27 protein-coding genes and 1 pseudogene are annotated in these 24,392 nt (G+C 37.4%); 14 read left to right on the top strand and 14 right to left on the bottom strand.

All coding sequences use genetic code 11. The annotated features are described in order from the left end of the window. Positions 1-91: 91 nt before the first annotated feature. The 7 genes from HS129_11275 to HS129_11305 form a co-directional block, all read right to left on the bottom strand. Positions 92-1,648, bottom strand: coding sequence for a tetratricopeptide repeat protein (locus HS129_11275; GenBank protein MBE7412620.1), 1,557 nt, complete (start codon positions 1,646-1,648; stop codon positions 92-94). A gap of 13 nt (positions 1,649-1,661) precedes the next feature. After that, positions 1,662-2,099, bottom strand: a complete 438-nt coding sequence (locus HS129_11280; protein ID MBE7412621.1) for a DUF192 domain-containing protein — start codon at positions 2,097-2,099, stop codon at positions 1,662-1,664. Beyond that, positions 2,100-2,864, bottom strand: a complete 765-nt coding sequence (locus tag HS129_11285; protein MBE7412622.1) for an enoyl-CoA hydratase/isomerase family protein — start codon at positions 2,862-2,864, stop codon at positions 2,100-2,102. Between the two features lie 81 nt (positions 2,865-2,945). Continuing rightward, a complete protein-coding gene (locus HS129_11290; GenBank protein ID MBE7412623.1) occupies positions 2,946-4,040 on the bottom strand; it encodes a M23 family metallopeptidase in 1,095 nt (364 codons plus the stop codon). Beyond that, positions 4,033-5,061 carry an N-acetylneuraminate synthase family protein gene (locus HS129_11295; protein MBE7412624.1) on the bottom strand — a complete coding sequence of 343 codons (1,029 nt, stop codon included), beginning with the start codon at positions 5,059-5,061 and terminating at the stop codon, positions 4,033-4,035. The genes HS129_11290 and HS129_11295 overlap by 8 nt, the downstream gene beginning before the upstream one ends. Before the next feature lie 147 nt (positions 5,062-5,208). After that, positions 5,209-5,625 carry a MaoC family dehydratase gene (locus tag HS129_11300; GenBank protein MBE7412625.1) on the bottom strand — a complete coding sequence of 139 codons (417 nt, stop codon included), beginning with the start codon at positions 5,623-5,625 and terminating at the stop codon, positions 5,209-5,211. Between the two features lie 6 nt (positions 5,626-5,631). Then, on the bottom strand, positions 5,632-6,078 hold the full coding sequence (locus tag HS129_11305; protein ID MBE7412626.1) for a MaoC family dehydratase N-terminal domain-containing protein: 447 nt from the start codon (positions 6,076-6,078) through the stop codon (positions 5,632-5,634). 1,157 nt (positions 6,079-7,235) lie between these two features. Between HS129_11305 and HS129_11310 the strand changes: the two genes are divergently transcribed. Together HS129_11310 and HS129_11315 are read left to right on the top strand one after the other, a co-directional pair. Further along, positions 7,236-8,282, top strand: a complete 1,047-nt coding sequence (locus HS129_11310) for a peptidoglycan DD-metalloendopeptidase family protein (protein ID MBE7412627.1) — start codon at positions 7,236-7,238, stop codon at positions 8,280-8,282. Then, entirely contained in the window at positions 8,272-8,733 is a 462-nt protein-coding gene (locus HS129_11315; protein ID MBE7412628.1) for a hypothetical protein, read from the top strand. The genes HS129_11310 and HS129_11315 overlap by 11 nt, the downstream gene beginning before the upstream one ends. A gap of 213 nt (positions 8,734-8,946) precedes the next feature. Here the strand turns inward: HS129_11315 and HS129_11320 are convergent, their stop codons facing one another. Next, positions 8,947-9,243 (bottom strand): type II toxin-antitoxin system RelE/ParE family toxin, encoded by a 297-nt coding sequence (locus tag HS129_11320; GenBank protein ID MBE7412629.1) that lies wholly within the window; start codon positions 9,241-9,243, stop codon positions 8,947-8,949. Beyond that, positions 9,231-9,416 carry a hypothetical protein gene (locus tag HS129_11325; protein MBE7412630.1) on the bottom strand — a complete coding sequence of 62 codons (186 nt, stop codon included), beginning with the start codon at positions 9,414-9,416 and terminating at the stop codon, positions 9,231-9,233. Before HS129_11325 ends, HS129_11320 begins: the two co-directional genes overlap by 13 nt. 412 nt (positions 9,417-9,828) lie before the next feature. On the opposite strand from HS129_11325, the gene HS129_11330 reads away from it, so the two are divergent. The 4 genes from HS129_11330 to HS129_11345 all read left to right on the top strand — a co-directional run bounded on the left by HS129_11330 (position 9,829) and on the right by HS129_11345 (position 13,661). Beyond that, positions 9,829-11,313: a hypothetical protein gene (locus HS129_11330; protein ID MBE7412631.1), complete on the top strand. Its 1,485-nt coding sequence runs from the start codon at positions 9,829-9,831 to the stop codon at positions 11,311-11,313. Between the two features lie 196 nt (positions 11,314-11,509). After that, positions 11,510-11,911: a M23 family metallopeptidase gene (locus HS129_11335; GenBank protein ID MBE7412632.1), complete on the top strand. Its 402-nt coding sequence runs from the start codon at positions 11,510-11,512 to the stop codon at positions 11,909-11,911. After that, entirely contained in the window at positions 11,893-12,177 is a 285-nt protein-coding gene (locus HS129_11340; protein ID MBE7412633.1) for a hypothetical protein, read from the top strand. Before HS129_11335 ends, HS129_11340 begins: the two co-directional genes overlap by 19 nt. Before the next feature lie 1,238 nt (positions 12,178-13,415). Continuing rightward, a complete protein-coding gene (locus HS129_11345) occupies positions 13,416-13,661 on the top strand; it encodes a hypothetical protein (protein MBE7412634.1) in 246 nt (81 codons plus the stop codon). 499 nt (positions 13,662-14,160) lie between these two features. On the opposite strand, the gene HS129_11350 is transcribed toward HS129_11345, so the two are convergent. Continuing rightward, positions 14,161-14,442 (bottom strand): hypothetical protein, encoded by a 282-nt coding sequence (locus HS129_11350; GenBank protein MBE7412635.1) that lies wholly within the window; start codon positions 14,440-14,442, stop codon positions 14,161-14,163. Positions 14,443-14,762: 320 nt separating this feature from the next. On the opposite strand from HS129_11350, the gene HS129_11355 reads away from it, so the two are divergent. The 4 genes from HS129_11355 to HS129_11370 all read left to right on the top strand — a co-directional run bounded on the left by HS129_11355 (position 14,763) and on the right by HS129_11370 (position 18,168). Beyond that, positions 14,763-14,942: a DUF2283 domain-containing protein gene (locus HS129_11355; protein MBE7412636.1), complete on the top strand. Its 180-nt coding sequence runs from the start codon at positions 14,763-14,765 to the stop codon at positions 14,940-14,942. Positions 14,943-15,361: 419 nt separating this feature from the next. After that, positions 15,362-16,549, top strand: a complete 1,188-nt coding sequence (locus HS129_11360) for a hypothetical protein (protein MBE7412637.1) — start codon at positions 15,362-15,364, stop codon at positions 16,547-16,549. Positions 16,550-16,554: 5 nt separating this feature from the next. Beyond that, a complete protein-coding gene (locus HS129_11365) occupies positions 16,555-17,181 on the top strand; it encodes a hypothetical protein (GenBank protein MBE7412638.1) in 627 nt (208 codons plus the stop codon). A 243-nt stretch (positions 17,182-17,424) separates the two neighbouring features. Next, positions 17,425-18,168: a hypothetical protein gene (locus HS129_11370; GenBank protein ID MBE7412639.1), complete on the top strand. Its 744-nt coding sequence runs from the start codon at positions 17,425-17,427 to the stop codon at positions 18,166-18,168. A 58-nt stretch (positions 18,169-18,226) separates the two neighbouring features. Here HS129_11370 and HS129_11375 read toward each other — a convergent pair whose 3' ends face one another. Beyond that, on the bottom strand, positions 18,227-18,463 hold the full coding sequence (locus HS129_11375; GenBank protein MBE7412640.1) for a hypothetical protein: 237 nt from the start codon (positions 18,461-18,463) through the stop codon (positions 18,227-18,229). Positions 18,464-18,738: 275 nt separating this feature from the next. Between HS129_11375 and HS129_11380 the strand changes: the two genes are divergently transcribed. Both HS129_11380 and HS129_11385 read left to right on the top strand, forming a co-directional pair. Further along, entirely contained in the window at positions 18,739-20,166 is a 1,428-nt protein-coding gene (locus tag HS129_11380; protein ID MBE7412641.1) for a hypothetical protein, read from the top strand. Between the two features lie 27 nt (positions 20,167-20,193). Continuing rightward, entirely contained in the window at positions 20,194-20,805 is a 612-nt protein-coding gene (locus tag HS129_11385) for a hypothetical protein (protein MBE7412642.1), read from the top strand. A 43-nt stretch (positions 20,806-20,848) separates the two neighbouring features. On the opposite strand, the pseudogene HS129_11390 reads toward HS129_11385, so the two are convergent. Further along, positions 20,849-20,968, bottom strand: a pseudogene (locus tag HS129_11390) (IS481 family transposase). Positions 20,969-21,637: 669 nt separating this feature from the next. Here HS129_11390 and HS129_11395 point away from each other — a divergent pair. Then, positions 21,638-22,990, top strand: a complete 1,353-nt coding sequence (locus tag HS129_11395) for a peptidoglycan DD-metalloendopeptidase family protein (protein ID MBE7412643.1) — start codon at positions 21,638-21,640, stop codon at positions 22,988-22,990. Between the two features lies 1 nt (position 22,991). Then, entirely contained in the window at positions 22,992-23,471 is a 480-nt protein-coding gene (locus HS129_11400; protein MBE7412644.1) for a hypothetical protein, read from the top strand. A 58-nt stretch (positions 23,472-23,529) separates the two neighbouring features. Here HS129_11400 and HS129_11405 read toward each other — a convergent pair whose 3' ends face one another. Further along, positions 23,530-23,853: a type II toxin-antitoxin system RelE/ParE family toxin gene (locus HS129_11405; GenBank protein ID MBE7412645.1), complete on the bottom strand. Its 324-nt coding sequence runs from the start codon at positions 23,851-23,853 to the stop codon at positions 23,530-23,532. Then, entirely contained in the window at positions 23,843-24,049 is a 207-nt protein-coding gene (locus tag HS129_11410; protein ID MBE7412646.1) for a hypothetical protein, read from the bottom strand. The genes HS129_11405 and HS129_11410 overlap by 11 nt, the downstream gene beginning before the upstream one ends. Positions 24,050-24,392: the final 343 nt, after the last annotated feature.

The following is a 24,392-nucleotide window of genomic DNA, read 5'->3' on the forward strand; positions in this document are numbered from 1 at the left end:
ATTCTTGAATTGAAGGCTGTACTGTCAATACGAAAACAGATTCAGACACTCGCATCAAATATGATTTTTTTAATATAGAATAGCAATTTTTTTATTTATTTATATTAATTTTGGGTAAAGGTTGAGGGTTGCTCTTTGAATTCTGGGGATTTTCTTCTTTTTTTGAAGGGGGAATTTGTGGCGACGAAACGACTCCTTTATTATCTATGAATTTTACAAATTCCGGATCTTTTTTAAATTCTTGGAAATAGGTTTCATTTTTTGCTTTTTTCCAATAGATTTCTTTTTTTGCACCTGCTCTTTTTAATGACTCTTTTGTTAAATTTAGATTATGATGCAAGGCGAATGATTTAGCCATAAGATAATATGCACTTGAGAAATCCAATTTCTGCAATAAACGAACTGCATTCTCAGGCTCTTTTGAATATAAATAATTTTTCCCAAGATAGAAAAGATATTCCTTAGTGTTTTCTTTTGTGTTCTCCACAGACTTGAAATATTTTCTTGCTAATTTGTATTTTTTTCTATTGGTATAAAATCGGGCTAATTTAATAATTCCATCGTGGTACTTTTCAGGAATATCGTCTAACGTACCTTCTTTTTTAAGAAGAAATTTTCTAAATTTTAATAAATTAGCCATGCCTTGTTTTTTTTGTTTTAGTTTTAACTGACTCAATCCCTTAAACATCATAGACTCAGGCTCTTCAGTAGATTTCTCCAAAACTGTATCCGCAGTTTTGATACAATTCTCCCAATCTCCTGCATCGTATTTTATTCTTGTGAGTGCAATCACCGGAACAATACTGTTTTCAAGGGCCAATGCTTTTCTATAGAATTTTGCTGCTGTTGCAAGATTTTTTAGCTTATGATAAGCTACGCCTTCATTTAAGTTATTGTAGAATAATAATTTTGTGTCTTTTTCTGTAGAATTGGCAATGGACTCCTCAAATAAATCAATCGCTTCCTGATAACTTCCCAATCTTATTTTTGCAATCCCTGCTTTGTATAAATAGTTTTTATTTTTTGGTTTTTTACTTATCAGCCATTGCAATGTAGCGTCTGCTTTGCTGTAATTTTCAGTCTTCATATACAAAAGAGCCAACTCCCAACGAACATCTTCTCCTGCTCTATTTTCATTAATTGCTTTTTCAAGAAAGTATATTGCTTTTTCGGGGTCATTGCTATGTTTCTTTAAATTTGAAACGTCAGGCGAAACTGTATTAGAATTTGTCGAAGAGTTCCCGCGGTTCAACTCAGCTCTATCTCTGATTTTTTGTCCGTCTTTACTCTTTGGATTTACCTTCAAAAGTCTATTCGCATAAATCCCTGCAAGTTCCCAATCCTGATGGTAATTATAATACAACGCTATTTTCAAATAAATTATTTGTTTGTACTTTGTGCTTATATTCAAGTCGGCTGCTTTACGAAACATAAGAATTGATTTCGGAAAATTTTTCAAGGATTCATAAATATAACCAAGATACATATATGCTTCACCGTTATTTGGGTGCTCTTCAATATGCTCTTGGAATAGCTTAATTGCTTTTTGGAATTGTTTTTGTGAGTAAGCTTTTTTTGCATCTTTCATAGATGCGAATAATGGCAGAGTAATTACTAAGAATAGTATTGTAAAAAAATATTTTCTCATTGCAAAAAATAAATTACCTTGCCCTCACTTCTTTAGGCAGCTCAAGAACACTAAACTTTTGAATTCCTTTTTTTTGAAACCAACCTTGATTTACCTCTAAAGCATAGATTACTTTTTCTGTAGCATTATAAAACTCTTTTATCTGGTTGGGCTTCATATCATACATATCCACTAATCTTCTGTCCTCATTAAAATAAGCGATGGATAGTGGAATGTAAGTATTTTTCATCCAAAAAGAAAGATAATCAGCTCTCGGAAATACAAATAACATTCCTTCGTTTTCTTTTAGATTCTTTCTATACATTAAACCAATTCTTCTCTTTGCTTCTGTATCAGCAATCTCTACCTGCAATAAATTGCCATCAACACGAATAGAAAGAATCTCATTTTTAGTATTGAGTTCCCCAAAGACAGGAACTACAAAAAAGAAAATTAAAAAAATTTTATACATTTAAAAATTAGGTTTTCTTTTTTCTAAAAAAGCAGAAAGCCCTTCCTTAGTTTCTTTTGTTTCAAAAAGCTCTCCAAATTTTATTCTCTCTAATTCAAGTCCATTGGGTAGAGTTTTATCGAGCCCTTCTCTTGTGACACGTTTTGCAATTTTTACTGCATTAGTTCCTTTTTTCAAAATAGATGCCGCCATAGAATTTGCAGAATTCAAAAGCTCTTCCGGACTCACCAATTTATTTACAAGTCCAAAATGAAGAGCTTCTTCGGCAGTTATCATATCCCCTGTAAGAATAAGCTCATTTGCCTTGCCCAGACCAACAAGCCTCGAAAGTCTTTGAGTGCCGCCAAAACCAGGTATCAATCCAAGGGATACCTCAGGGAGACCCAACTTTGCGTTCGTACTAGCAATACGAATATCACAAGATAGGGCAAGCTCCAAACCACCACCCAAAGCAAACCCATTAATCGCTGCAATAGAAACTAAATCTGAATTCTGAATTGAATTAAAAACTCTTTGTCCGAAATCAGAAAATTTGTGACCTCCATTGGAATCAAAATCTTTCATTTTTGCAATATCGGCTCCTGCAACAAATGCTTTTCCGGCCCCGGTTAGAATCATCACTCTAATATTCGAGTCTTTTTCTAAATCTTTTGTATTCTCTTCGATTTCAGAAAGTAATTCTTCATTTAAAGCGTTAAGCGCTTCCGGTCTATTAATTTCGACTTTAGCTACTGCATCTTTTTTTTCGATTTTTAAAAATTTCATTTTCCCTCTACTTATATATATGCAAAAAAAATTGTTTCTTTTCCATGAAATTTCAATTTATTCAATTAGAAAACCGATTTTTTATTCTGTGAAAAAATACTGAAAGAATTTTCTTGTTTCATTGTGGCTCAATTCTTTTCCGACATATTCTCCATCAACCCAGATTTCTAAATGTAGATGAGTTCTGTCTGAATTTTTCAGTGCATCACCGAGAAGGCCGGAATTTCCTGCCTTGCCAATCTCTTCTCCCTTTTTCACTCTTAATCCTTGCTTCATAGAAGGGTGAATTGAAGAAAGATGGTTGTAGCTCGACATCACTCCATTTTCATGATCAATCCAAATTTGCCTTCCACCAAAATCTCTGTCAACATAAGTTACAGGATGAGTCTGATTATAAGAAGTTATTTCATCGTATTCAGATTTTGTCATAGGCTGATAATTTTTATCTACACGAACAATTACTCCAGATTGAATCGCATAAATCGAATCTTCCTTTGTTACTTCTACAATACCGTCAGATGAGTTTTTGTAAAAAAAATCTAAACCCTTGTGAGTTCCATTTCTATATTTTCTGGGAGCTCCGGGTAATCTATTTTCATCATCTGGAATTACAGCAAACTGAATCGGCAATCTGTACCCTGTCAATCTCTCATCTACTCCTGTTAGATTTTTTCGATTCAGTGTAAATCTTAAATTTCCAGCAATGTAGGTTCGACTTTCTTTTTTTGGAAATAAAACTCTAAATATGGAAGCGTCAAGATTCCCAATAAAATTTACGTTTCTAAATTCCGGTTTCTTATTCTCAAAAATCGTTCGCCAATTATTGCGATGCAAAACTTGAATCTTGTAAGAAGGAATAGCACGCCTATTCTTATAAGTGGGGATTTCTATTTCAAATCCGTTTACAAGTCTCTTAGAGCCAAAATCAACAATTACCCATTCATCAAGAGATGTATTTTCAGAATACCAGTAAGAATTAATATTGGAATCAAATAAATTTTCAGCACCTCGATTTTTCTCACCAACAGATGAAGTTTCGTATTTGAATGAAGTTACCGCTAACGGCACAAAATGGATAGAATCTGTTTTCGGATGAAAAAAGCTATTTTGATTTGTTTTTGCTGCAACAGAAAAAGTCATCATCACAAAAATAGTAATAAAAATTTTCTTAACCATGCAAATCTTTAAAATATATCGGGCTATCTGCTTTTAATTCCAAAAAAGAAGGCTTGGTTTCTTGAAGCTTTATATAATCTTTTGAATCAAGAATTGCTCTATCCTTTACACTCAGGTTTGGGCGTAAAGCAATCGGATTTTTATTTTTATCAATATATAAAGATCTTCTACCAAAAAATTTACTTTCTTTTTCTTTCTCGTGTAACACTTTTGCTTTTTTACCTCTTGCTAAAAATGCTTCTTTACAATTTTTAGAAAATACACGAAACTCTTCAGGGGACACTGAGATACAATGGTCAGGTCCGGGAAGACTCTTATCTAATGTGAAATGTTTTTCTATTACAGATGCGTTATACGCTATTGCTATCGTAGCTCCAATACTCCCTTCCGAATGGTCCGAAAATCCTACAGGACAATTTGCTATCTCTTGAAGAAGAAGAATTGTTTTTAAATTCAAAGACTCTATCGGAGCAGGATAAACAGAAACACAGTGCATTAGGCAAAGCTCACTAACTTCATTTTCTTGTAAATACTCAAGAGATTTCACTATTTCCGAAAGCTCGGCAGCACCGGTCGATAAAAAAATAGGAATTTTCGTAGATGCACATTTTTCCAATAGCTGAAAATTTACAATATCCCCAGACGCTATTTTTAAAATAGGAACATTTAGAGATACCAAAAAATCTACAGAAGTCTCACATAATGGTGTAGAAAAAAATTCTAATCCTTCGTCGAGTGCAGTCTTTTGAAATTCTCTGTGCATTTTTTCAGATAGTTCGTATTGTTTAAAAATATCGAATAGAAATTTTGCATCTGGATTGGATTTGTTTATAAATTCTTCTGTAATATAGGATTGAAACTTCACCGCAGTAGCACCACATTTCCCCGCTTCTGCAATTGTCCTTTTTCCTATGTCTAAGTCCCCATTATGATTCAATCCAATTTCAGCTATTAGAAAAGGACTGAGGTCTCCACCAATAGTATGAGATTGCTTCCCTATTTTAAAATAATCTTTTAACATACAATGAATTTACAAATATTGAAATACTTTAAAAAAACTTAAACAAACAAGAATGCTTCTTTCGATAGTATTTATCAAATCAACCTTTGATTCTATTAAAAAAGTTTTCAGTAGAACTAAATTTCATTCTGAAAACTTTTCAAAATTTCAACAAGAAATTATTAGCTCCCCTCCTGCTTTTACTTCTCCAATTTGATCAACTGCTTCTACATCCACAGTGACTAACTTTTCGCCATTGTCTTCTTTCTTGCGTTTGATTTTTCCTTTGCAAGTGAGAGTCTGACCGGGCTTAGTCATCGCTTTAAACTTTACTCCAAAGTATTTAAATTGCTTTTGATCTGCCCAATTTGTACAAAGCCGTCCAATATACGCCATTACAAGCATACCGTGAGCAATCGTTCCATCTAACCCTTGTGAAATTGCAAACTCTTTGTCGTTGTGAATAGGGTTAAAATCCCCACTCGCTCCCGCATAACGCACCAAGTCCGCATGGGTAATCGGACCCATAGTGATTTGTGGAATTTCTTGACCTACTTCTACTTTATCAAATTCTATTTTCATGATCTCTCCTCACTTTGGTCTGATTACGATTGCCATTTCTGCAGCAATCAAAGGCTCGTTCTTATCGTTATGATAGGTAGTTCTAAATGTCACCATATCCATCTTTCCGGTCTTTACATCTACAACCTCAGACTGTGCCCAAACTTTTCCGGGATACATTTGTTTTAAATATGTATATTCTTCTTTCAAGTGCAAAATTCTGCCAATGTCAATTCCAAAGGACTTCATATCTTCCCATATTTTAGGATAGCCCCAAAACTGAATAGAAGTTTGAAAAGTTGGTGGAACAGGAGTGTCCGAAAATCCTTTGCTTTTTGCGATATCCAATTCCCAATAAACTGAATCCTTTTCACCGATTGCTATGCAGAATTCTTTTACCTTTCCTCTCTCTACTACAAATTCAAACTTATCCATTTTTTTCCCAACAATGTCTTTGGATATTGTACTTTCACTCATAAGATTCTCCTTTTTTATTTTTGCAAAGTATCTTTATAAAAAATCATTTCCATTACTATTAAAAGTGCCTATTCAAATTTTCTTTTATTTTCTGCCTTACATCTCGATAAAACACGACTCTTTTAATCTTACATTACTTAGCTCATTTAGTATTTTTTAGATTTGTGTTAATTGTCAAGGCTTTTATATTGCTCTTCCCCTGTTCAGAGAAACCCCTTTGAATTTCAAACGAAGTGGTAAGATAAAAAAGTGTATTCCCTCATTTAATACATACCAATCATAAAACTTTTTGAGGATAGAGTAGAATTAATGTATGAAAGGGACTACGCTAAAGGAAATATTCAAATCCATCGCAGACGAATTAGAAAAACTCGGAGGGGGGAATTTCCCGAAGTAAAGCTGAATTCTGGGCAAGAGACCAGACCAGCAAGTTTTTCGGAACGTTAACCATGATGGATCAGACTGCCTCCGGAATTCCCGGATACATCTGGAGAATCACGGGCTTTCACACACGCGACCAGCACTCCAAACTCGCCGACACTTTTCACTCATGGGACAAACGTCCGAAAATTCTCTACGGCACAAAAACGATTCAGGCACATCCGGGAGAAGATTACAACTGCAGATGCTGGGCAGAGCCCATCTCACGGCGACGAAGAAGACCTGCAAAACGCAAAACTCTGGAAGGACGAGTGGGTTGCTACTGCGAGCGAACAAAGTCTTAGAGGAACTAATGTTTTAGTGGATGGAATAGTGGAGCGGTCGCAAAAAATTCAAATTTTAAAAGCTACAAAATCAATCAATGATAAGCTGGATATTATCTCAACGACAGATTAGCAGAAATTTGAATTTCATACCATGGATAAATCTCATCCTGGATTTTTGACATAAGCCAAATTTTATGATCCGTTAACCGGAAAAATTTACATCCGTCCAGACATTGACGATGCTGGTTTAATAGCTATTCATGAAAGTTTTCACAAGTTAGACAATAAATATCTTTCCGATTCCAAAACAAGAGGAATCCAATCGAGTCACTGCAACTTGGCGAGAAAGCGCTGTCCAGAAACGAAATCACGGGTGAGCTTGAATACAAGCCGATTACGAAACTTTTCGAGAATGAAGTAGAATTATTGTTTGACGTGGAAGTCGGAGGTATGGTAATTTCAACAACGTGGAATCATCCGTTTTGGGTAGAAACAAATTCCACAGGGCTGAAAATTCAAAAATGGACTGAGGTGAAAGACCTCCGGGTTGGGGACGTCGTGACGCTGAAAAACAAATCTGAACACCCGATAAAAAACATCCGGCAATACAAAGTTCCACCGACGAAGGTTTACAACATCGAAGTCGAAAACGACCATACATATTTTGTGACTAAGAGCGACGTGTTGGTGCATAATTATGATCCGGATAAAAAAGGAGAAAATGGTATAGTGAAATATGCTTCTTTTGCGAAAGATAGCTTGGTTAGCTTAGCGGATAGTGTTATCGGATATTTCAAAGGAGATGAGGAAAAAAATCAATTGAGCATGAAGAAAGGAGAGACCATTAGAATTCAAGGAGATGATGGTATTGAGCATGAAATGACTCTTTCTAAAGATGGGAAAACAAAAAGCGTTAAAGTTTTTAAGGATGGAGAAAAGATTAGCGAATTCTCAGCGTGGAATCGAGAAGGTCAAGGTAGAGATAAGCAATTTGCAATAATGGATGGTCCGGAACATCCGGAATTGCAACCAAAAAAAAATGAAAGTGGCCATTATTCACCATTAAGCGGAAAAATTCAAGTTAATGACAGTGTTCATGGCGGAAAAGGATCGGATGATTTTCCGGATACACCTGCGCACAGAAAAGATAAAAAACCTATTCATTCTTCAGGGCATAAAGGATCTGATTATCAAGTTCGAGAAAAAGGATTCAACCGTGACTTATACGCTAATGAATCTGGAAAAGTTGATTTTGCAGGAGGGTATAATACTATCATTTTAAAATACGATTCTGGAAAAGAAGCAAAATATATGCACACTTCCGGAATTGCTACAAATGTTTATCCTGGCTCGAAAATAAAGGCAGGGCAATATATCGGAAGAGCTGGAGGGACTGGCGGGGATAAAGGATATGACTCACATTTACACCAAGAAATTCGAGATAAAAAAGGGAAAGTATATAGTACTGATCAAGTAAGGAGGATATATGGTTACTAAGAAACAAATAATACTTTTGGCAGTATTCACTATTTTGAGTTGGAATGTGGCTACATGTAAGGGACAAAAATTACCTTATCTTGATCCCGAGATCGAAATAGGAAAAAAAGAGTGCAATAAATTTCCAGAGCTTTCAGGTGTATGGAGAAATGAAAAAGTAGCAGTATGTATTTGCTTAAAGGATTATCCTTCTTTGACATTTAATTGTGACTATGATTATGTAGTAGGTAGTTTGCAAACTATTATTAGTATTAAAAAAGATGAAAAGCAATTCTTCATAGAAGGTGGGGAAGGAACTGAAACAGAAGAGCCGACTATATACAAAATGGAATTTTTAGACGAAAATTTAATCAAAATATGGTTTTTACCAAATAAAATATTACTCTTAAATAAAACTACCGAAACAGAAATGCCTAAACAAAAAAAAGGAGAGAATCCATATTGGAAATAATTTTCCCCATGCCCACCTGCAAAATCCAATCGCACTCACTGCTAAAAGCCCTGATTGCAGATTCGCTCATTTGTTTGGAGGAGAAAATCGGTGTTTCACAGCACCACAAGACTCACCTAACGGCTCGTTTGTAGTGGTGGTGCTGGACAAGTCTAACAGTGGACTAAAGCCCAAGGCAAATAGTGCGTAGAAGGACGTCAGGCGAAATATTATTCAGATTTTGATGTGCCTTACAATATCAAGAGATCCATGAAACACACCTAAAATAGAGCAGTCGCGCGACTCTGATACGAGATATGCAATTCTATAGTGGCCATACAGCAATATACGAACATTACGGGAAGATTCTTCAAAGCGATAACCAATTTCCGGAAATTGGGAAAGAATTTGAACACGATCGTAAATACCGCGAACAACTTTTTTCGCTGCTACCGGATTATCCAATGCAATATAATCGTAGATTTCAGTTATCCAGCGTTCAGCTTCAGAAGTCCAAATTATTTTAGCCATTTAGCTAAACGGTCTGACATTTCTTCATTCGAAATAGTTCGACCAGAATCATAATCAGCTAAACCACGATCTATCATTCGAGCAAATGCCAACTCTCTCAAAATTTCTTCGTAAGAAGAGTCATCCGGTTGTTTATTTAAAATTTGTGCAATTTGGTCTTTTGCAGTGATCATATTCAAAAAATAACATCCATTCGCGAAATGTCAAGCAAATAGCCTTGCGAAAGCGACCGGACATCCGCCACAGCTTCCGCAAACAGGAGGATATAACGCCTTATAGCGAGAGGGATCGAACGGAAACCCCACAGCCCCGTAATATCTGGATGTGAAGCATTACAGGTCAGAATTCAAGGGGCGAGGAGTTGGAGAGAGAGCCCGACCCCAGCCCTTGCCTTTCCAAAATTACGCAAGGGCTGGGGACTCGCCCTACTAACTTCTATCCACTAACAACTATCTTCTAAATGCGTTAGTTACTCTTACGAAGGAGGATTCGGCGCAAGCGTATCAGTTGGAATCGGAATCGGCCCTGCAAGGGCAGAGGTTGGGCTCAACTATTCGGAGCAAAACGGATTTAGCGGAAGCGTCGGTGCGTCGTTTGGCATTGGTAAGACAAAAGTCGGAGTCAAAGCCAGCTACAGCCGGGACGGCGGACTTGGACTTGAGGCAAGCGCAATACGGAAATTACAAAGCTGGAATGAGCTATTCGCAAAGCGACGGATTCGGAGTCGTTGCAGGACTTACGAATTCAGATGGAACGAAAACAGTAGGAATTGGCTACAGTGAGAAATCCGGAGTGGAGGCTTACGCGAAGGTAAGCTCGGACAGCGCGAGCGGGAAATTGTCCTACTCAAAATCGGAAGGGTTCGGAGTAGCGGTCACTGCAAAGACAAGCTATGCAAACGCAAGTGCGAGCTTCACTCAGAAAAGCGGACTAACGGTAAGCGTCAGCAAGCAGATGTCCACTGCGCTGACCGAGGGATTCAGAGGCAATGCGAATGCTGAAGTAAGTTACAATACGAAGACAGGATTTTCGGCAAGCCTTGGAATGACACTAACGTCCACAAGTCCGGTTTATGAAAAAGGAAAGTTTGGCGAAGTCGATAACGGAAGCGTTAGTGGAAATGTCCGGCTTGACCGAACAGGTTTCCAGGGTTCGACGACTGTAAACACAGGACAGAATCTGGATATTGCATCCAACCTCAGTAGCATGGAGTCGAGCCTCGATGCGATGGCGGAAAGAAATCGTGAAGTAGTGAAGGAAAAAGCGCAGGCAGAGGCTGATAAGGATTTCAAAAAGAAATACAAAGATGTGATACCCGGAGTCGAAAATATGACTTCGGAGGAAATTGCTGCCACCAGAAAATCATTGGCTAAAGACAGCGGCGTTGTCACTGATCCTTTAGCAGATGGAACTTCGAGAGAAAGTATAGGATCAGAGATATTCGGAGCTCTTAGCGATCTTGGAAATATTGTCACAGGTAACTATCGTGGAGGGGGAAATGATTTCTTCATCGACGCACAGGGCAACTACCACCAGAGGACTTGTTTTGTGAAGGGAACTCCTGTTTCCACTCTGTCCGGAAAAAAACCTGTTGAGGAAATCAAAGACGGCGATATTGTATTTGCCAAAGATGAGAAGACCGGAAAAATCGTCTTAAGCAAAGTGCAACAGACATACATTAGAAAGACTGACAGGATTTACAAACTCGAATACGAAGACGGAATGGTAATCGAAACAACCCCGACACACCCTTTCAGGATACAAAGAGTCGAAAGCGACGGGCATATTACGGAAGACTGGATCGAAGCGCGATTCTTAAGAGAAGGAGACCGCTCTGTCCGAATCAACTCGAGGACGCTTGCGATTTCGCATATCGCATTCGAAGACCGCGAAGAGACTGTTTACAACTTCACAGTCGAGGAGAATCATAACTACTTCGTGGGTGATGCGGAAGTGCTTGTGCATAATGAAGAGTATGCAGTAGAAGTAAAAGTTGTAAAAAAAATTGCTAGACTCAAAAGAATGAGGTGCCCATTTGAAATACAAGCCATGGATCAATTTCAACCCTGAATATGAGGCGCAAATGAAAGCAATAAAATCTGGAAAATATGTTGAGAGAAGTGTTGGTGATACGATTTTTTATCCTGGTAGCAACGCTACTAAAACCATGCCAGAAAGCGTCGCAAAATTACAAAGGTCACGCAAAAAGTAACAATTGATGCTAATAAACTAGCCTCAACAAGAAAACTGGGAGGGAATTGATAAGTTGAACGGTAATCATGTTCGTGTTAAAGATAAAATAGTAGCAGGGATTAAAGTCGGAGAGGATAGAGTTGAGCAAACTTGGAGAGGAGACATTAGTTCACAAAAAACCTGGTATGGACCTGCTTCTGATTTTAAAGTAGTCAATGCCGGAGTAATGTCCCCCTATGGGGGGGTTGTCGATATTCAGTTATCAAACGGGCAAAAAGTTAGAATGGGTCATTTTGATAAAATTAATGTTGATGTAATGAATGCATACAGAAAAGGGGAATCGCTTCCAGCAGGAACTTATATTGGAGAAACAGGTAGCAAGATTGGATTTACTACCGGAGCTCATTTACATATAAAATCTTTAGATCAAAAATTTACAAGACAACAGGTGTTAAAATGGATGCAAAAGAAATAAGAGCAAATTTTAAATTTATGTTATTAGTTGCGATTCTTACATTTTCTTCAGATTGTAAAGAAAAAGTAATCACGGAAAAGAAAATGGAGCTAACTGATTCTTCTAAAACAATTCTCGAACTTTTAAAAAAAAATAATGTTGAAGGAATTGTGAAAATGCTAAATGAGGGAGGGCTAACATATATATTCGGCGATGCAGTAATCGATTTAAATTATGATAAAGCAAAAGACGATTTCTCAAAAACAACTTCCATAACGCATTTGTAAAATTCAACAGAAAAGTGAAAAAAAAAGCAAAATAACAGTCCAGATTTAAAAACTTTCTTCAGGAAGCATTTTCCCATTCAGAGAAAATTAAAGAATGCTCTAAGAAGCCGTGCCATAATCAAAATAACTTTTATATTCATGCTGAATATGGGTTTTTTAATTACTATATCTATTATGATTGTTTTGAAAAATATGGTTGTATCATATTATCATTTTATACTAATCCTAAATAGTTTTTCTGAAATTCAATACTGTTGCTCTTCGCAAAAATAAGATTTAACCCTGAAAAAGACAGGGTTTTGCGAGAAGATGGAAAAATTGTCCCGAAAAAAAAACCCATTCAAATAGAAAGAGTTTGCATTTTTATCAAAAGGCCAGTAAAAACGAGCAGTAACAGCAACAACAAAACGTTAAATGCCATCAAAAAAATTTTCTTTCTGCCGTGAAGAAAACCACCATTACTAAATCGCCTAACGCTCTCTCGACACAGTGAGGCTGTAGCAATTTTCCAAAAAAACAGCCTCGCCAAAACCATATCATCAGGCACTAACGCATCATGGGAAGAAGGCCAAGCCAAATTTTACCACCTGACAAAAAAAAGCACAAAAGCAATTTACCTGAGGATCCAATGGGTTACCCAACAAAAGCAATTTTCTTTTGCATTTTAAAGCAAAAAAAAATAACACTTCGAAAAGCTTTATGCAAAACTACTCGGCAGTCTGTCCGACATCGGAAATCTTGCGACAAAAACCTACCGTAAGCAACCAAACAAAATATATCGACGAAAACGGGCAACTACCACCAACGTCATGTTTTGCCAAGGGACGTTAGCCAAATACTGCGAAACGGTCAAAAACCCTATCGAAACATATCAACTTGCCAAAAACTCTATCCAGAAACGAAATCACGGCAATGCAAAACACCGGTACATTACGAAACTTTGCCGAATTATTGTTTGACGCAAAACGCCCGGAAATAATTTCAACTACGTGCAATCACCATTCTGGGTTGAAAAGATTTTCCATTGAAAATCCAAAAAAAAACAGCAAGACCAAAACATGGCATCAACCGAAAAAATTATCTGAAACACCATTTAAAACATCCACCAATACAACGTCTCTCCGACAAAAAAAATACATCATCAACGAAACAACCACAACCACTTCGCCGGCGAGGCCGAGTCTGGCGTACATTATCTACTTACTGCCACGAAAACAGCAAAACTCTTGAAAAGCTTGATGCCATTTAGGGAAGAAAGCTTTAATTCACAAAAAATGGATACCGCATCTTTCAAAAAAAAAGTTGATTCAAAAAAAAAAAATAGAAGAGCAAAAAACAATCTTCAAAACCAACTCACAAACTTGCGCACCCTATCGAAAAATCAATTTGAAAATAACTGCAAATATCGATCAATCAAGATCAAAAATAAATTATATGCAAACAAGGAAGAACAAAAAAGGCGGGCCATGCAACAAAAAAAGTGATAGTTTCACCAATTAAAACTTTCGCAATAGACAACAGCATTGATAAAAAGCCCAAAAACAATCACGGGAAAATAAAAAATCGAATCGGCGAAAAAGCAAAACAAATTTTGAATGGGCAACAATTGGAAGAATTTTGAAAACCAACCGCCGCATTTCAACATCATCACAATGCAAAAAAAATTCGCACAAAAAACAAAAAGGGCAGTAAAAAAAAAACAGTTAAATATCGTATTATTGCCATGCCGCCAAGCAAAATGAAAAACTGGCTGGCTTCGCCCAGAAATTGATAATAATTTATTAACCTCTGCCAATCAAATCTTGCGCTTAAAAATTCAAAAATCAAAAATACCGCAAAAAAACAAAAAAAACGCTTGAAAAGCAGCCAAACTGCAGGAATATAAACAAAAAACTTCTTTATCAAAATTAGCATTTTAGAGAACGAAATCAACTGAAAAATGTTTGCATCAACAACAATCTGGGCCATGCAAAGAAAACAGTTTCATACTATACCGAATGGCATTATAAACAGCAACAACAAATCTCGGTTCATGCCAAGATTGCAATTTTTCTTTCCAAAAACAGCAACTGCGGCCGCCGTCGCATCGGCAACAACCGCCTTATATTGCCATCTCTGAAAAAACCACGAAAAACAAAATATTTCACCCATTCTTATATAGCCAAACAAAAAAAACAAATCAAAATCTACAAAACCATACGCCACCATCACGCAAAGCATCATCCAGCACGTCTGATGAAGCCAAATGGATAAATCGCCACACATGAAGCCAAAGTCAAAATCTAAACATGTAAAAAAACATGAACTGATTCAAGGGTTTCAAAAAAAGGAACCTATTCAACAATCATTTAAAACGCACCGGCAAATGCAAAAGAAGCTATCACGTCTTGAAAGCAAATTTTCTTTTGCCTAGAGACTAAATGGAACAGTAAACCATACAAAACAAAAGAAGTTAACTGCATTTGTTGAAAAAACAAAAATTGTCATTAGAACACCACATAGGCATTTTTCGCAAAAGACAGAAACGATGCAACTCAAATATGATAAAAACTTGATAATACAATACATATCTCAAAAAACAAAAAGTGACCACAAAACAGCTAAGTGAGGATTTGGCGGTTGATTATGATGCGGCAGGAAAAATCGTCGGAATAGAAATTTTAGATGCGTCTGAAAACTTTGATTCAAGGAATCTTCAATCAATTGTAAAAAATAAGATACTATCTAAATCTACTATACCTGTGTCTCGCAAAAAGAGGATTTGAGGCTACAAGACGTGGTTTTGCGAGAAGATGGGAAAGTTGTCCCGAAAAAATCGGATTTTGGAACGGAAAGAGTTTGGATTTTTGCGAAAATAGAATTCGAAGATGGCAAAAAAAGCGAAAACAAAGGGGTTAGTAATCAAAATTTTTTTCTAATTTGAAAACCACAGCCCCACTAAATCGCCTAACGGCTCTCTTGACGCTGTGAGGCTGGGCAGACAGTTTTCCAAATTCAGGAGCCTTCTCGTGAATCACGATATCGCCTAACGTATCATGGGAAGTTAGGCGAAGCCGAATTTTACTGCTACTGAAAAGCCTAAGGGAGCGGTTCTGCTCGATTTACCTGAGGATGCAGTAAGCGGGTTTTTCTTTTTTTGCAAGCATTTTTTTCTTTTTAAAAGAAAAAAGCGAAAAAGCAGAATATGGGCACTTCGAGAGAAAGCTTTGGAGCAGAACTACTCGGCAGTCTGTCCGACATCGGAAATCTTGCGACGGGAGCCTACCGTGGTGGCAACCAAACAGGATATATCGACGAGGCGGGCAACTACCACCAGAGGACGTGTTTTATAAAGGGGACTATGATTACAACGCTTGAAGGAGAAAAGACAATCGAGACTCTAAAACTCGGAGAGAAAGCTCTCAGTTGGAATCCTGAAACCGGAAAGCTCGAATACAGAACGATTACAAATCTGTTTGTTCGCAAAACCGACCTGATTTACAAGCTTACATTCTCCAGCGGTCGAACGGTTGAGACTACGTGGAATCACCCGTTCTACATCAAAGATCGTGGATTCATAGAGACAAAGGATTTGAAAGTTGGCGACGAACTGAAAACAGCGAACTCAAATCCCCTGTTCATCTCTGCGATTTCAACTAACGCACGCGAGGAGACTGCTTACAACTTCGAGGTTGAGGGTAATCACACCTACTTTGTTGGAGAAGACGGGGTCTTGGTGCATAACGAAGCGCAGTTTTATGGGAGTTTGGCGGGGAAGAATAGTATCGCAAGCGATGTTGGTAATTTAGCAAAGAAAGCGATGGACGGGGTGAAGTCTTTCTTGTTTGGATCAGAAAATCTTAAAGATAAAGCTATTGACAATTTAAAAGAAGTTGGAAAGAATAAATACACCACTGAGCTAAATGGTGCAATAATTGAAATAGATGAAGATTCATGGGCTACTGCAAGAGCGAAAGGATATTCAATTAACGATGTTTTAAAAAAGCAATCTCCTGAATCGTTTAATTATTTAAGTGAACTTGCTGGCGAATTTGATACAAAAAGAATTAATCTTTCCGGTTTATGGCGCCCATCAGGGGGATCGAAAGTTCATCCATCTGGGAATGGTATTGATATTCGAACAATTGAAACAGATACAGGAAAGATAGTTAATTTTAATAATCAAAACGGAAGTATTAAACGGGAACCTGATTTAGCAAGACGAGTTAGGGAGTGGTCATGGAAGCAAGACAACGTAAGTCAGGTTATCGGACCTTGGCAAATGATAGGAGTCAGAGGCCAGCCTAAAGATACTTGGACGAAAAACTATGGCAAAACAAAAAATGAAAAACTCCATAACAATCATCTGCATATTACAAATAAAGGAGAATAACTAATATGAAGAAAAATATAATATTGCTTATCACTTATTTGACTATTATTTTATCTTGTAAACCTGAAACAGGAAAAAATGAAACAGTTACTGTCAGTGAAAGCAAATGTTTCATTGTAAAAAAGGATATGTCCCCAGAATACATTGCTCCAAATATAAACAGAGAAGTAAGAAAATTATTGCCTATATATGCAAGTGTTTGCACTGAAAAAATCGCTTCATCAGATAAATGGATTCAAGACGGAAGAACGCAATATTGGGTAGAAACTTCTAACTTAGAAGAACACCCAAGTGGAAAATTAAAAAAACTACTTACAGATATTACTGGCGAATATATTTTAAAGAGTAAAGAAAAGGAAGAACTTTTAATATCAACATCTGAGATTTTGCATAGGGTGTCTGAATCCGAACTATACTATTCGTTTGGAAGGATAATAGACGTCAAGATTTTAAAAGAAAATGTTTATGAGTTAAAACTTTTTGGCACAACCAATACCAATTTACAAGATGAACTTGAATACACTGAAAGTGATATCGATGAAAAGAACAGCAAAATTTGGTATGCCCGCATAGAATTTGGTGAAGCCTGGATTAAGTATAAAGGAAAGAACTTTATAAAAAATAAACCCTAAATTGTCCTAGTTTGGCCCTCGCGAAATAAGATTTGAGCATTCAAAGACGGGGGTTTCGTGGAAAAGCGGAAAAAGTTATCTGGGAATATGGCACCTGCCCTGCCCGCCCAAGTGCTGGACAGACCGTTTCGGTAGTAAGTCATTCGTGAACAAAAAAACACTCGCTAAAAAAATCATATCCTCGAACCTAACCCAATGCAATACGACATCGCGCTCAAGACCCTCTTGGAAAATTCCAAGTTTGTGTTCTTTAAAGAAATTCTTGGAGTGACGATTACCGAAGCCGAAATTTTGGAAGAGCTTCCGCAGGAAACTGTCTCCGTAAAACGGACAGATTATCCTGTGCTTGTGAAAGACGGTAAAGGGAAGGAAGAAATTTATCTTGTGGAATTTCAGACCGAATGGTCGGAAGAGAAAATCCTCGACATGTTGGAATACAAAGCGAGATACATGAGAAAGTTTCACAAGCCGGTTCACTCGGTGTATGTTCTACTCAATTCAAACAAGAACAGCACGAACGAATATTCAGATGAAGAAGTGAAATTTCAATTTCAGCTGGTTAAAATATGGGAATTGGAAGCTGAGAAATATCTGAATTTGGACGAATCGCTTTTGCCATTGATTCCACTGTTCCGAAATGGATTAAATTATGTCAAAGAGATAGAGCGCAAATTGTATGAGAGCCGGAACAAAAATCATCTTGACATGCTGACGATTTTTGGGTTACTATTGGGACTACGGAATAAAGAAGCTGTCGGGGAATTTTTTAGAAGGAGAAAAGATATTATGATTCAATCACCAATGTATGACATGATTCTGGAAGAAGGAATAGAAAAAGGTAAACTTGAAGGTAAGCTTGAAGGTAAACTTGAAGGTAAACTCGACGACGCTAGAAAGATGATTGCGAAAGGTTCTGACCTCGAGTTTGTCTTTGAAATCACGGGTCTCACAATGGAGGACTTGCGAAGAGAAGGGATTGTTGATTAATAATTCAAATTCGGTCGCCCATAGCCCCTTTTTCAAGAAAAGTAGAAAATGCGATGGGTTAGGAATGGAAAAATTCTCCATGATTTGGCAATTGGATTGCCAAATTAGGCAACTCTACACAAATCACAGTGTCGCCTAACGCATCATAAAAGACTTCTCGCTTGCAAGCGAAAAGGATCGAAGCGGGGTCACAAAAATCGTGAATGCGATTTTTTGACCGTAGCTGAGAGCCTGACCGTTCGTAAGACAGAAGTGCTCCTCTTAGGAAGAAATAAAATCGTGCGTTAAGCGACATGTTGAACGGATTCGCCCCACCGACAACTGAACCCTCAGTCTTCTGTCATCGGGCAGTGTTTTTTTAGCGAAGCGTAAAAAACGCGTTCTGTCCTCCGAACCGTTAGTGGCTACGTCGCTGGTGGCAAACAGAAACTCACCTACAGCAAGAACGATGGTTTTGGTGTGAACATCACTGCCGGAGCATTGAACATCGTGGCGTCGCAGCACGGGGACACTGTGATCGGGGCGACAATCGGCAACGGAAAGTTTTCCTACAACACATCGAAGGGGACAATGTCTTCGAGCCTGACAGGCAATAGCGGTAACCAAATCACAGCCGGGGAAAATCTAATCACGAGTATGGACGATCTCATGTCCAAGACAGATGCAATCGCAGAGGCGAATCGCCAGAGGGCAATGGACGAGAAGAAGAATGCGTTTTTGAAACAAAAAGGTGGTTACACTGACGAAGAGATTTCGAACATGTCGCCCGAAGAAAAAGCAACAAAACTTCACGATGTCGGACTCAACGAGCAAGCGAGAGGCGTTATCGACGAAGGTCAAAACACTTCCCGAGATGAAGACGAGGGATTTTTGTCGAGAACTCTGAACGACATGAAGGACGACCTTGTTGGTGCGATAGGCGTAACGTCTGATAAAGATGGTTTCATCGACGCACAGGGCAACTACCACCAGAGGACTTGTTTTGTGGCCGGAACCAAAGTTCATACAATAAGCGGTGTAAAGAACATCGAAGACATCAAATTTAACGATATCGTACTCTCATGGAATGAGAAAACGCATACGATCGAATACAACAGAGTTCTCAATACTCATATCCGCCAGACCGATGCTATCTACAAAATCAGATATTCAAACGCAAGACTCATCGAAACAACGGCGACGCATCCATTCTATATCCCGGGACGTGGATGGATTGAAGCGAAGGATTTGAAAGTGGGAAACAGATCAACACTCGCAAACGATTTGACTTTGGAAATTGTTTCGATTGAAATCGAGAAGAGATCGGAAACCGTTTACAATTTCGAAGTAGAAAATGCGCACACGTATTTTGTGACAGAGGATGCGGTGCTGGTGCATAATGCGGGGTATGACCCCGACAGGAACAAGGGTTTCGGGGAGTACGTGAACTTCGCTAAAAAAGCATTTTCTAATGGACTGGATAAAGTGAAATCTTGGTTTGGTTTTGATGAGAAAGAACAAAGTAAAGATGTTGATATTAAATATTCAAAGGACGTTGATAAGTCTGCTATTGATGAAAAAACATTGGATAAAGTAAAAGATATAGCAAAGAATTCAGGAGTTGATAAGTTAAAAATAACTAGTGCGGGCAGAAATTCCAATGAACAAACTGACGCCATGTTTAATAATCTACAAAATCAAGGAGTTCAGAAACAAAGGGATTTATACGGTCAAAAAGGTGAGATGGTAATTGATGTATATGAAGAAGGAAAGAGAAAAAACAAATCTAATTCTGAAATCAAATCAGATATGAACAAAAAAATTAATGAACTGGGGTGTTCAAGTGTGAGTCGGCATTGTAGTAACGACGGAAAAGTTATTGATATCGCACCATCATCAATTGATAATGATAAGAGGAAGGAATTTGTTAAGCAAATCAAAGAGGGAAAGAAGAATGGTTTAATTAAAAATTATTATCTTCCCCCCAAGGATCCTGCTTATCATATTGAATTTAAATAGTTAATGACTTTATAGGAGATTGGTTTCATGAAAGAGATATTCTTAAAGGAAAAAATAAAATATTATGGATTGCTTATATTGATTTTTTTTGTAACACAATATTGTAGAGATGAATCCATGAATAAAGAGTTAAAAAATAATCATCAAAACATGGTGGGTGTATATGAATTTCAAAGAAAGGGAGGCCATTGCAACGAAAACCAATATATTATTTTAAGAATTGTTAATGAGAGTATTGAAGGAAGTTATATTGGAACATCTGATGAGTTTGATCAAGCAAGGGAAGGCTATAAACCAAAATTTTTTAGAATCAAAATTGATAATATGAAGTTTTCAAATTCAGGAATAAGCAGTATATCATTTCGCATCAAAGTTACAGATAGCGATTTTCATGATACTCCTATGGATGTAAATGATAAGCAAAAAAGTAAAGATGAATTTAGTTTTATGTGGGAAATAAATCAGTATTTTGGCAAAATTGAAAATGGAAATATTTTGATTAACGAAATAAAGGGAGATACTCAAGGAGAGTCAGTTGATGTTTTAGATGTAAATGGAGATAAAGAAAGGCTATATAAAAAAATTTCAAATAATCCAGAAAGTAAAATAAAGTGTTATTCCACCGATTGTAAATGCTGAATTGTAATAGCCAAGACAAAATCTGACACTCATGCTTAAAAATTTAAGCCACTTGTATGGTGTCCAAATACTTTTCTGTCGCCAAGCGCTTCGAATCAATGAAAGTCTGCAATGGAGTTTTTCCATAACAGTATTTTCCCTGATGCGTTCTTTCTGAATTGTATTCCTCCAGTGCAGAATCCACGCCGAAACGAGAAAAAGATGTACGGATATCCGTACACAGTTAAAAGAGGTAAATGGATGAAAACTAAGTTGTCGCCTAACTTATGAAAAATGAAATTCAAATTCGGTACACCACAGCCCCACAAGCTCGGAAGATGTGAGGCTGGACAGGCAGTCGCCCGAATTCAGGAGATGCGGAAAACAATTTGGTTTATTTAGTGATGCGAGAATTGAAAAAGAACCAATAAATTATTGGCTGGAAGTGAGGTTTGAGGGTATCATGGGATACTAAAAGATTCCGCAGACTGCGTGCGGAATCTTTGGGAAAGAGATTGATTTGCTGCGCCACCTAACGCACGACAAAGAGGAAGTTAGGCGAAGCCGAATTTTACTGCTACTGAAAAGCCTAAGGGAGCGGTTCTGCTCGATTTACCTGAGGATGCAGTAAGCGGGTTTTTCTTTTTTTGCGAGCATTTTTTTCTTTTTACAGAAAAAGAAAAAAAGCGAAAAAACACTAACGTCCACGAGTCCGGTCTATGAAAAAGGAAAGTTTGGTGAAGTCGATAACGGAAGCGTTAGTGGAAATGTCCGGATTGACAGGACTGGAGCCACTGGTTCTACTAGCGTAAACACGGGACAGAATCTGGATATTGCATCCAACCTCAGTAGCATGGAGTCGAGCCTCGATGCGATGGCACAGGAAAACAGGGACTTCAATTCGAGAATGGCGATGAACGCTTACTTGCAGAAACAAAAGGATTTGCACTCTGAATTTGCAGGCTTGTCTGACGAAGAAATCAAAGCTCAAATCAAAAAACGTGAAGAAGCTGGTGAAGACTTAGACTCCGGCGCAAGAGGTGAATCAAGAGACAGTTTTGCGTCTGAATTATTGGGAAGCTTAAGCGACATCGGAAATCTTGCGACGGGAGCCTACCGTGGTGGCAACCAAACAGGATATATCGACGAGAAAGGCGAATATCATCAGAGGACTTGTTTTGTGGCGGGGACGTTAGTTTGGACGAAAACTGGTTTTGTTGAAATAGAGAAGATTAAAGTCGGCGATGAGGTGATGTCTCTGAATGAAAAGACTGGCGAAATTTCTTCGCACAGAGTCACAGAGACTTTTATTCATGATGTGAAGCTACTCTACCGCCTAACGTATGAAAATGGGACAGTTGTGGAGACTACATGGAATCACCCGTTTTACATTCGGGGACGTGGTTGGATTGAAGTAAAAGACTTGTATGAAAAGGACAGGTCGGTTACAATGTCCAGTGTGAAAAATTCACAAAGGAAGCCAAACCTTGTATTCGCATCGATTAATTCATCCAATGAAAATATATCGTGGGCAGAAGAAATCAAAGGCACGCTTGGAATCGCAAAGATTGAACAAATTCACAGAGCCGACAAGGTGTACAATATCGAAGTCGAAAACGACCATACTTATTTCGTGACAAAGGGAGAGATGTTGGTGCATAATTATCCACTTACTGGCACGAACAGCATGGGTCTTGGGGAAACCTTGGTGAATTTAGGAAAGAATATAGTAAAAAATATTATGGGCGACAATTCAGAAATCGATTTAAAGAATGGAGCTAAAGTGCCGTATAAGAATTCAAAAATAACATCTAAATCTGGACAAAGAGTTGATCCGGTTACTAAAAAAGTTGCTCAACACGGAGGGCTTGACTATGCAATTCCAAAAGGAACTGAAGTACGCGTAGTTGAAGATGGTGAGGTTGTGAGGGCCGAAGGTAGTACGAAAAATGATAAGCAAGCGGTAGGAACGAAAGCATATGGAGCTTTTATTGAAGTGAAGCATTCCAATGGTATTTCAACATTGTATGCGCATAATTCGAAATTACTAGTAAGCCCTGGTCAAAAAATAAAAGCCGGTGATGTTATTGCATTGAGTGGTAATTCAGGGAAATCAATAGGAAAAAATGGAGGTTACCATTTGCATTACGAAGTTAGGCAGGATGGTAAGAAGCAAAATCCATTAACATATGGATGGTACAGGTGAAATGCAAAATTACATACTAATGAAAGCCTTATTTATCGTGTCTTTTCTAATCTTAAAAAGTAGCATATATGGCAACCCAGAAGTAGAGCAATGGAAAGTTCTGTTTGCGGGTGAATGGTATTTGCAAATAAATTCCAGTGACCATGTGGATAAAGAATGCGGATTCAAATTTCAAGGAAATCAAAAAAAAGCACGAATACTTTTCATCAATGCTACAGATAATACATTGTTTGAAGATAGAAAAATAATTTGTAAAAAAAATATTTGCAAGATATTTTTACAGAGAGACAAAAAACCTGATATTATTCTTAAAATACAAACAAAAAATAAGATTATAATAATTGACTCGAATTCTAATAAAATTATAGACAATGAATCAGGGAATGACTATCTTCAAGGGGAGTTAATCAAAAAGGGTTCAATTTTTGTAAAACACAAAGAGAATTCTGGTGGAGATTTTAGTCAGCTCAATCAAAAGTGAGGTTATCCCTCGCAAAAAAAAGATTTGAGTCAATAAAGTCAGTTGTTATTGTTAACGTTTAAATATCTTGAAGAAGTTGAGATATTTCCAAATCAGAAATATTTGGAATTTCAGATTTGTCATAGATGGAAAGAAGATAAACTGAATTTTCACTGACATGAACATGGGTGATGATTCTTGCGCCGCCCGATTTACCTTTTCCTTTTGAAGAAATGGAAAATCGAATTTTGTAGCATTCATTTCCTAATTTTGTTCCTTGAGTCGGATTTTTTTCCAGAGAAGAAATTAGATTTCCGTATTCTTTTTTTAATGAGTGGTATTTTTTAGCTAAACGTTTGAATTCTTTATCAAAATTAGGTATAGTGAAAACTTTAAAGTTCATTTAGCAATTTTTTTGCAGGTCTGGCTTTTATTTTACCTGATTTAGCTAGATTTACTTGGGTTACAGCTTCTTTGAGAGTACATAAGAATTCGGCTTTTGATTCAGTAATAGTTTCGGTTTTCACAAAAGATAATTCTCTCAAGAAATTTATGAGCGGGAGAGCTTTTTCGTCCTTTACTTCAAGTAAAATTTTCATATTCTTATTTTCATTATTACAATAAAAATGTCAAGAGGATTTACACTTTCGCACCCTGCAAAAATAAGATTTAACCCTGAAAAAGACAGGGTTTTGCGAGAAGATGGAAAAATTGTCCCGAAAAAATCGGATTTTGGAATGGAAAGAGTTTGGATTTTTGCGAAAATAGAATTCGAAGATGGCAAGAAACAGCGAAAACAAAGGGGTTAGTAATCAAAATTTTTTTCTAATTTGGAAAACCACAGCCCCACTAAATCGCCTAACGGCTCTCTTGACGCTGTGAGGCTGGGCAGACAGTTTTCCAAATTCAGGGAGCCTTCTCGTGAATCACGATATCGCCTAA

This window comes from Leptospiraceae bacterium (assembly GCA_015075105.1).
Lineage (GTDB): Bacteria > Spirochaetota > Leptospiria > Leptospirales > Leptospiraceae > JABWCC01.